At 64.9% G+C, this 9,181-nt stretch carries 10 protein-coding genes; all 10 read right to left on the bottom strand.

Annotated elements, in window-relative coordinates; all coding sequences use genetic code 11:
• Nucleotides 1–225 precede the first annotated feature (225 nt).
• Nucleotides 226–2,346, bottom strand: a complete 2,121-nt coding sequence (locus ABIB06_RS30310) for a sodium-translocating pyrophosphatase (protein WP_027567258.1) — start codon at nt 2,344–2,346, stop codon at nt 226–228.
• Nucleotides 2,347–2,581: 235 nt separating this feature from the next.
• Entirely contained in the window at nt 2,582–3,583 is a 1,002-nt protein-coding gene (thiL, locus tag ABIB06_RS30305; RefSeq protein ID WP_354051702.1) for a thiamine-phosphate kinase, read from the bottom strand.
• Nucleotides 3,584–3,735: 152 nt separating this feature from the next.
• On the bottom strand, nt 3,736–4,233 hold the full coding sequence (gene nusB, locus ABIB06_RS30300; protein ID WP_247349420.1) for a transcription antitermination factor NusB: 498 nt from the start codon (nt 4,231–4,233) through the stop codon (nt 3,736–3,738).
• Between the two features lie 2 nt (nt 4,234–4,235).
• On the bottom strand, nt 4,236–4,727 hold the full coding sequence (gene ribH, locus ABIB06_RS30295; protein WP_354069766.1) for a 6,7-dimethyl-8-ribityllumazine synthase: 492 nt from the start codon (nt 4,725–4,727) through the stop codon (nt 4,236–4,238).
• Nucleotides 4,728–4,798: 71 nt separating this feature from the next.
• Entirely contained in the window at nt 4,799–5,407 is a 609-nt protein-coding gene (locus tag ABIB06_RS30290) for a riboflavin synthase (RefSeq protein WP_354051698.1), read from the bottom strand.
• A 1-nt stretch (nt 5,408) separates the two neighbouring features.
• Nucleotides 5,409–6,557, bottom strand: a complete 1,149-nt coding sequence (ribD, locus tag ABIB06_RS30285) for a bifunctional diaminohydroxyphosphoribosylaminopyrimidine deaminase/5-amino-6-(5-phosphoribosylamino)uracil reductase RibD (RefSeq protein ID WP_354051697.1) — start codon at nt 6,555–6,557, stop codon at nt 5,409–5,411.
• Nucleotides 6,554–7,036, bottom strand: coding sequence for a transcriptional regulator NrdR (gene nrdR / locus ABIB06_RS30280; RefSeq protein WP_247349424.1), 483 nt, complete (start codon nt 7,034–7,036; stop codon nt 6,554–6,556). Before nrdR ends, ribD begins: the two co-directional genes overlap by 4 nt.
• Before the next feature lie 15 nt (nt 7,037–7,051).
• Nucleotides 7,052–8,350 carry a serine hydroxymethyltransferase gene (glyA, locus tag ABIB06_RS30275; RefSeq protein WP_247349425.1) on the bottom strand — a complete coding sequence of 433 codons (1,299 nt, stop codon included), beginning with the start codon at nt 8,348–8,350 and terminating at the stop codon, nt 7,052–7,054.
• A gap of 263 nt (nt 8,351–8,613) precedes the next feature.
• Nucleotides 8,614–8,835, bottom strand: a complete 222-nt coding sequence (locus ABIB06_RS30270) for a hypothetical protein (protein ID WP_247349426.1) — start codon at nt 8,833–8,835, stop codon at nt 8,614–8,616.
• 37 nt (nt 8,836–8,872) lie between these two features.
• Entirely contained in the window at nt 8,873–9,106 is a 234-nt protein-coding gene (locus ABIB06_RS30265; protein WP_354051695.1) for a hypothetical protein, read from the bottom strand.
• Between the last annotated feature and the right edge of the window lie 75 nt (nt 9,107–9,181).

Here is a 9,181-nt window from a genome sequence, read left to right as displayed (position 1 = left end):
CCCAGCGGTCGGGACGAAAAGCTGGCAGCAATCAAACAAAAAGCTGAACATCCGCCTTGACACACCAAATCCCCATGTGAGCAATCCAGACTGCCTCTGCGGGCACATTTCTGGATTGCTTCGTCGCAAGAGCTCCTCGCAATGACGGATTGAAAGCATCCAACCTATCGAACAGAAAACCCCGCGGCTCACGCCGCGGGGTTTTGTCTTGTTCGTTCGCGCCGCTCAGTGCGCCAAAATCGCCAGCAGCAGCAGCGCCACGATGTTCGTGATCTTGATCATCGGATTCACCGCGGGACCTGCCGTGTCCTTGTAGGGATCGCCGACGGTGTCGCCGGTCACGGCCGCCTTGTGGGCATCACTGCCCTTGCCGCCGTAATGGCCGTCCTCGATGTACTTCTTGGCGTTGTCCCAGGCACCGCCGCCCGAGGTCATGGAGATTGCGACGAACAGGCCCGTCACAATCACGCCGAGCAGCATGGCGCCGACGGCGGAGAACGCGGCCGACTTGCCGACGGCACCGCCACCTGCGATCGCGTAGATCACGAAATAGACGAAGATCGGCGACAGCACCGGCAGCAGCGACGGAATGATCATTTCTTTGATCGCCGCCTTGGTCAGCAGGTCGACGGCCCTGCCGTAGTCCGGCTTGTCGGTGCCCTGCATGATGCCGGGCTTCTCGCGGAACTGGCGCCGCACTTCCTCGACGATCGCGCTGGCCGCACGGCCCACGGCGGTCATGCCCATCGCGCCGAACAGATACGGCAGCAGGCCGCCGAACAAGAGGCCGACGACGACGTAAGGATTGTTGAGCGAGAAGTCGGGCAGTACGCCCTGGAAGTACGGATACTTCGCGGCGTTGGCGATGAAGAATTTGAGGTCTTCATTGTAAGCCGCGAACAGCACCAACGCACCGAGACCGGCGGAGCCGATCGCATAGCCCTTGGTGACCGCCTTGGTGGTGTTGCCGACCGCGTCGAGCGCGTCGGTGGACTTGCGGACTTCCTTCGGAAGACCGGCCATTTCGGCTATGCCGCCGGCATTGTCGGTGACCGGGCCGAAGGCGTCGAGCGCCACGACCATGCCAGCCAGCGCCAGCATCGTGGCGGTCGCAATCGCAATGCCGAACAAGCCGGCAAGGCTGTAAGTGACGAGAATGCCGGCGATGATCACCAGCGCCGGACCGGCGGTGGATTCCATCGAGATCGCCAGGCCCTGGATCACGTTGGTGCCGTGACCGGTAACCGACGACGCCGCGATCGACTTGACCGGGCGATAATCAGTGCCGGTATAGTATTCGGTGATCACGATGATCAGCCCGGTAACGACGAGGCCGACGACGCCGCACTCGAACAGCGCCATGCCGGTATACTTCACGCCTTCCAGCGGGCCGAAACCGATCAGCCAGTAGATGACGCCGGCAACGCCCACGATCGACAGCACGCCGGTCGCGATCAGGCCCTTGTAGAGCGCACCCATGATCGACTGGCTGGCGCCGAGCTTGACGAAGAAGGTGCCGATGATCGAGGTGATGATGCAGACGCCGCCAATGGCGAGCGGCAGGGTCATCATGTTCACCAGCAGCGGCGAGGTCGCGAAGAAGATCGCGGCGAGCACCATGGTGGCGACCGCAGTCACCGCATAGGTCTCGAACAGGTCGGCCGCCATGCCAGCGCAGTCACCGACATTGTCACCGACGTTGTCGGCGATGGTCGCCGGGTTGCGCGGATCGTCCTCAGGAATGCCGGCCTCGACCTTGCCGACGAGGTCGCCGCCGACGTCAGCACCCTTGGTGAAGATGCCGCCGCCGAGACGGGCGAAGATCGAGATCAGCGAGGCGCCGAAGCCGAGCGCCACCAGCGCATCGACGACGACACGGTCGTTGGCCTTCAGCCCCATGCCGTGCGTGAGATAGGCGAAATAGATGGTAACGCCGAGCAGTGCGAGACCCGCGACCAGCATGCCGGTGATGGCGCCCGCCTTGAAGGCGAGCTCGAGGCCGCCGGCAAGCGATGTCGTCGCCGCCTGCGCGGTGCGCACATTCGCGCGGACCGAGACGTTCATGCCGATGAAGCCCGCTGCGCCTGACAACACCGCACCGATCAGGAAGCCGATCGCAACCAGCATGCCGAGGAAGTAGGCCAGCAGGGCGAAAATCACGACGCCGACCATGCCGATCGTCATGTACTGTCGCTTGAGATAGGCCTGCGCGCCCTCGGCCACCGCAGCCGCGATCTCCTGCATGCGCGGCGACCCCGCATCCGCACTCAAAACCGAAGATGTCGCCCAGATCGCGTAGACGACGGAAAGCACTCCGCAGAGCACAATCAACCATAATGCTGTCATGTGATTTTTTGCCTCAGATCCTTGATGAACGTACCCCCGGCGCCTTTTGTTTCCGTCGTGCGGTGCGGCGCCTTGATGTTGAACAAGGCCGCCCTTGCCCGAAGGCGCGGCCCTAGTCGGTCACAAGCTTGCCAAAATCAAATTGAGGGTGCAACGCCGGATAAGGCCGAAAAAGCCGATCTCGGCAGGTATTTAGGCTCAGTCGGAGAGACTGGACGCGGGTTTGGGGCAATTCCTAGAAGTGGCTGTAGGAGAGCCGCTTCAAGACCAGTTCCTGGCCCTGCCCGTCCAGGAAGCACGGCCGCTCATGGCCCGCCATGATCGTGCCGATGGCCGTAACGGGAAGGCCTGCCGCCTGTCCCAAGGCAATCAGCAGTTCGCCTTGCGCCGGCGGCACCGTGCACAGCACCTCGTAATCGTCACCCCCTGCCAGCAGCGTCTCAACGCAAACGACGTTGGCCGCGATCAGGCCGGCCGCAGCAGCCGAGAGCGGCACGCTCGCCACGTCGATCGTGGCCGAGACGCCTGATGCCGCACAGAGCTTTGTCAGATCTCCGGCAAGGCCGTCGGAGACATCCATCGCAGCCGTAGCATGCTCACGCACGGCCTGCGCGAGAGCATTGCGCGGTTGCGGCACGCGATAGCGCGAGATCAGCATCTCGCGCGCGTTCGGATCGGAGGTCAGCGCGACCGCCGCCTCGCCGCCCTTGAGCACGTCAAGGCCGAGCGCGGCGTCCCCAATTGTCCCCGTCACCAGGATGCGGTCACCCGGCCTTGCACCGGTGCGGCCGACCATCTGCCCCCGCGGCACGCGGCCGAAGGCGGTGATCGAGATCATCTGCGGCCCCGGCGTCGACACCGTGTCGCCGCCGAGCAGCGGGCAGGCAAATGTTTTCGCGTCCTCGCCCAGCGCATCCGCGAACGGCCTGAGCCAGGCGTCTTCCTTGCTGCGCAGCGCCAGCGTCAGCACGAAGCCGGCAGGGGTCGCGCCCTTGGCCGCGAGATCGGACAGATTCACCCGCAGCGCCTTGCGCGCGATGGTGTCGGGCGGATCGGTGGCAAGATAATGCACGCCCTCCACCACCGCATCGGTGGTGACGACGATATCCTCGCCTTGGGATTTCAGGATGGCGGCATCGTCCACGAGCCCTAGCGCGCCGGGATCGGTCGCCAGCGGCTTGAAATAGCGCGCGATGAGGGAGTCTTCGGCGGATACCGATTCTTTGTCCTGCGTCACGGTACTAGACCCGTCATCCTGAGGTGCGAGCCCTTGCGAGCCTCGAAGGATGCGTGGCCGAGATGCACCCTCGGTGGCACGCCGCCGTCCTTCGAGGCGTCCGCTTCGCTCCGGCACCTCAGGATGACGGCTACGGCGGACGTCGTCTCAATCTACCCTCTCCCGAACTCGTCACCGCGAAACTGGCGGCCGATCTGGTCGAGCACCGCGTTGACCATGCCGGTCTCCTCGCGATCGACGAAGGCGTTGGCGACATCGACATATTCGGAGACCACGACGCGGCCCGGAACGTCCTTGCGGTGCTCCAATTCGTAGGCCCCGGCCCGCAGCACCGCGCGCAGGATCGCTTCGATGCGCTTCAACGGCCAGCCCTTCGACAGCGCCTCGTCAATCAGGGGATCGAGCTTCTTCTGGTCGCGTACGACGCCGGAGACGACGTCGCGGAAGAACGCCGCTTCCGCCGGGAGATATGTATCGCCCTCGACCTCATTGCCGAGCCAGTGGCTCTCGAACTCCGCAAAAATGTCGTTGATGCCGGCACCGGCGATGTCCATCTGGTAGAGCGCCTGCACGGCGGCGAGCCGCGCCGCACCGCGTCGGTTCGCCTTCTTCTCCGCGCCAGCCGGCGGCCTTTTGTTGTTATCGGCCATGATCAAGCCCGCGCCAGCCGGCGTTTTATCCGCAGCATCGCAATCGCGGCGCGCGCGGCATCGCCGCCCTTGTTGAGCTCGCTGGCGCGCGCCCGCGCCCAGGCCTGCGCCTCGGTGTTGACTGTGAGGATGCCGTTGCCGAGCGGCAGCTTGCGCGCCACCGCGAGGTCCATCAGCGCGCGCGAAGATTCCTGCGAGACGATCTCGAAATGAATGGTGTCGCCACGGATCACGCAGCCGAGCGCGATCGCGGCGTCATAGGGCTTGCCATTGGCAGCCGCGGCATCGATGGCAATCGCCACCGCCGCCGGGATCTCCAGCGCGCCGGGAACCGTGATGACATCATGGGTCATGCCCGCCGCCTTCAACTCGGCGACTGCGCCGTCCAGAAGCGCGTCCTGGAGATCGTCATAGAACCGCGCCTCGACAATCAACGCGCGCGCGCCGGAAATGTCGGTCTGGTCCTTCAGGGGTGCACGCCGTGCGTCAGCCATAATCAATCCGTTTCACAGGGGTTGGCGCTATGTAGTCGCCGCCGGCGGGTAAGCCAAGTTCAAAGACGCCGTCACTTCATTTCCGTCAGCCGCGCCGCGTAGCGGGCCATCAAATCGACCTCAATATTGACCTCGGTGCCCGCCTTCCAGGCGCCGATCGTCGTGACCATCAGGGTGTGCGGGATGATCAGCACCGAAAAGATCACGTCCTTCACCGTATTAACCGTCAGCGATACGCCGTTGAGCGTGATCGAGCCCTTGGTCGCGATGAACCGCGCCAGCTCCCGCGTCGTCGAGAGTTCGAACCGCGCCATGTCGGGCAGGTCCTCGCGGCTGACGAGGGTCGCGATGCCATCGGCGTGGCCGGCGACGATATGCCCGCCAAGCTCGTCGCCGATCTTGAGCGCACGCTCGAGGTTGAGCCTCGTGCCGACCCTCCAGTGCTTTGCGGTCGTCAGCGCCAGCGTCTCGGCCGCAGCATCGACGTCGAACCAGGTGGAGCCACTTTCGACACCCGAGGCGACGACGGTCAGGCAGACGCCGTTGCAGGCGATCGAGGCGCCGTCGGCAATGGTGGTCTGATCGTAGCGGCAGGCGATGCGCAGCCGGTGCAACTGGCCCTGCGCCGTCGGCTTGAAGCCGACGATCTCGCCGATATCGGTGACAATGCCGGTGAACATGTTATGCGCGCTCGTAGACGGTGAGAGTATCGTGCTCGAATGTCTCGCTAGCATGAACCTTGTAGGCCTGCGACTGCGTGATTTTCGACAGGGGCAATGCATCGAGCGCATCCACCCCGTCGGCGCCCACCGCTTCCGCGCCGTGGAACAGCCAGATCTCGTCGGCGAGGCCGGCCGTGACGAAGGACGCCGCAACACGGCTGCCGCCCTCGACCATCAACCGCGTGATGCCCTTCTCGGCCAGCGTCTGCAGCACGGCCGCAAGATCGAGCCCGGATGCGTTGCCCGGCGGTATGCGGATCACCTGCGCACCGGCGGCGCCGAGCCGCGTGGCGGCTGCGGCTTCCGCGAGTTCAGAACCCACCACCCACAGCGGTGTCTCGCGCGCAGAGCCGACGAGCTTGCTCGCGCCGGAAATGCGCAGGCTCTGATCGAGCACCACGCGCACCGGCGAGCGCGCCGCCATGCCCGGCAGGCGGCAGTTGAGCTCCGGATCGTCCGCCAGCACCGTTCCGATGCCGATGAGGATGGCGTCGCTCTGCGCGCGCAAGAGATGCACGCGATTGCGCGCCGCCTCGCCGGTGATCGCAACCGGCTTGCCCCCGGCCGCGCCGATCTTGCCGTCGGGCGAGACCGCGAGCTTCAGGATTACATATGGGCGGCGATCCCGGATACGGCGAAAATGCCCGGCGTGGTCGAAGGCGGCCTCCGCTGCACACAAACCCACATCCACCGTGATGCCGGCAGCGCGCAGGCGCGCGTGGCCTTGGCCGGCGACTTCCGGATTGGGATCCTCGATCGCGGACACCACCCGCTTGATGCCGGCGGCGATCACCGCATCGGCGCAGGGCGGCGACTTGCCGAAATGCGAGCACGGCTCCAGCGTGACGTAGAGCGTGGCGCCGCGCGCGGCCTCGCCCGCACGCTGCAGTGCTTCAGGCTCGCCATGCGGCCGTCCGCCAGGCTGGGTCCAGCCGCGGCCGACGATGACGCCGTCCTTGACAATGACGGCGCCGACGGCCGGATTGGGCCAGGTACGCCCCTGCCCGCGCCGGCCGAGCGCCAGGGCCAGCGCCATGAAGCGCCGATCGGTATCCCTGGACTCGCGGGCCTTCTGCGCGAATTGATCCTCCAGGATGCGGAAGATCATTTGCGGATCGCGGCGAGCCGCGCTTGCTCCTCACCGGAGAGCTCGCCGAGCACGTCGGCGAAATCCTTGGCCTCGCGGAAATTGCGGTAGACCGAGGCGAAGCGCACATAGGCGACGTCGTCGAGCGTGCGCAGATGCTCCATCACGGTCTCGCCGATCACCTCGGAAGAAATTTCGGCCTCGCCCCCGGTCTCGAGCTCGCGCACGATGGTGGAGACCATCTTTTCCACCCGCTCCGGCTCGACCTGCCGCTTGCGCAAGGAGATCGACACCGATCGCATCAGCTTGTCGCGGTCGAACGGCACGCGGCGGCCGTTGCGCTTGATCACCGTGAGCTCGCGCAGCTGCACGCGCTCGAAAGTGGTGAAGCGGAAATTGCAGGCGACGCAAACGCGCCGCCTGCGGATCACGGAAGAGTCCTCGGTCGGACGCGAGTCCTTTACCTGCGTATCGAGACTGTTGCAGTTCGGGCAGCGCATCCGTTTAACCCAACCTTACTGGTAGATCGGAAACCGGTCGGTGAGCGCCTTGACCCGTTCCTTGATCGCGGCTTCCACCAGCGGCGCCTTGCCGTCGTCGGACTGCGCGATCGCGTTCAGGACTTCGACGATCATGCTGCCGACCTGCTGGAATTCAGCGACGCCGAAGCCGCGCGTGGTTGCCGCCGGCGTGCCCAGCCGAATACCGGAGGTGACAAACGGCGACGCGGGGTCGAAGGGAATGCCATTCTTGTTGCAAGTGATGGCGGCGCGGACCAGCGCCTTCTCCGAGACGTTGCCCTTCAGGCCCTTCGGCCGGAGGTCAACGAGCATCAGATGGTTATCGGTGCCGCCGGAGACAATGTCGAACCCGTGGCCCTTGAGCGTTTCGGCCAGCGCCTTGGCGTTCTCGACGACGTTCTTCGCATAGACCTTGAAGTCCGGACGCAGCGCCTCGCCAAAGGCCACCGCCTTCGCCGCGATCACGTGCATCAGCGGTCCGCCCTGAAGACCCGGGAAGATCGCCGAATTGAGCTTCTTGGTCAGCGCCTCGTCATTCCACAGCATCAGGCCGCCGCGCGGACCGCGCAGCGACTTGTGCGTCGTGGTGGTGGTAATGTGGGCATGCGGCACGGGTGAGGCATGCACGCCGCCGGCCACGAGGCCCGCGAAGTGCGCCATGTCGACCAACAGGTACGCGCCGACGCTGTCCGCGATCTCGCGGAAACGCTTGAAGTCCCAGGCGCGCGAATAGGCCGAGCCGCCGGCGACGATCAGCTTCGGCTTGACCTCTTCGGCCTGCTTGGCGACCGCGTCCATGTCGATGATCTGGTCCTCGCGGCGCACGGTGTAGTGCGCCGCCTTGAACCACTTGCCGCTCATGTTGACGGGCGAGCCGTGGGTGAGATGGCCGCCGGCCGCAAGATCGAGGCCCATGAAGGTGTCGCCGGGCTGGAGCAGCGCCAAAAACACCGCCTGGTTCATCTGGCTGCCGGAATTGGGTTGCACGTTGGCAAAGCCGGCGCCGAACAGCTTCTTGGCGCGATCGATCGCGAGATTCTCGGCGACGTCGACCCACTCACAACCGCCGTAATAGCGCGCGCCGGGATAACCTTCCGCGTATTTGTTGGTCATCACCGAACCCTGCGCTTCCAGCACGGCACGGCTGACGATGTTCTCGGAGGCGATCAGTTCGACCTCATGGCGCTGCCGGCCGAGCTCGCCCTTGATGGCGGCTGCGATTTCCGGGTCGGCCTGATCGAGCGAGGCGGTAAAAAACGAATCGGGGGCGGAGGCGGTTTTGGCGAAGGTCATCTTGCGAATATCTCCACCGCCGCAGCCTTTTGGCGGGCTACGGGCGGGTCTGGTGTGGCGATCGGAAGCGGCGAGCGCGATTTACCACATCGCCCGCCCCCGGCCAAGGGTTTGCGGGTCGGGCGTGAGATTTGTGCAAGATATGGTGGGAGTGAAGGTTTTCGGCGCTGGGGCGGTTCTATGGAATCACCCCATTTGCGACCCTCCGAAATGGGGCCGCTTTGAGCCTCAAACGCCGCGCCGGAGGCGAGGTCAGCGTCCCGTCACAGCCCGGTATACCCCGCCTTCACCGGGTCCACGCTGCCGTCGAGCTGGCGCAGATAGGTCAGGCCGCACACCGTCAACCTGTGGGTGTCCTTCTCGCCGGCTTCCATCAACGTATTGAGATAGTTCGTGACCTTGGCCCTCGCCTCCGCGCTCGCCGCAGAGCTGCGGTTGGCGAGCAGGTCATAGGTCTGCATGATGCGGTCGATGGCAGCTTCCATGGCATCCTCTGGTTCTTCGACATGTTGGGAGTCGTGATCAGGCAACCGCTTTGGCCTCGGACTGCGCTTCGAACCTGGCGATGGCCTTGTTGGCCAGCCTGATCTTGTTGAATTCGCCGTGCTGGAGCAGTTTGATGACGATCTCGAGCAGGCGTTCGTCGGTGACGAGGGTGTCGCGGATCGCGCCGGAGCGGCGAAGATAGTTCGCGGCGATGGCATAGGCCTCGCTCACGAGTTCCACGTTCGCCCCCACGCCACGCTCGACCAGCATCGTCAGCCTCCGATCCGAAGAGGATAAGCGCGGAACCGGGAACTCGTTCCCACCGGTTGGCGATTTTTTTCGCAA

The sequence above is a fragment of the Bradyrhizobium sp. LB8.2 genome (assembly GCF_040548035.1).
Taxonomy (GTDB): Bacteria; Pseudomonadota; Alphaproteobacteria; order Rhizobiales; family Xanthobacteraceae; genus Bradyrhizobium.
The sequence above is the reverse complement of the archived record's forward strand: the minus strand, read 5'-3'. Positions and strand labels throughout refer to the sequence as shown.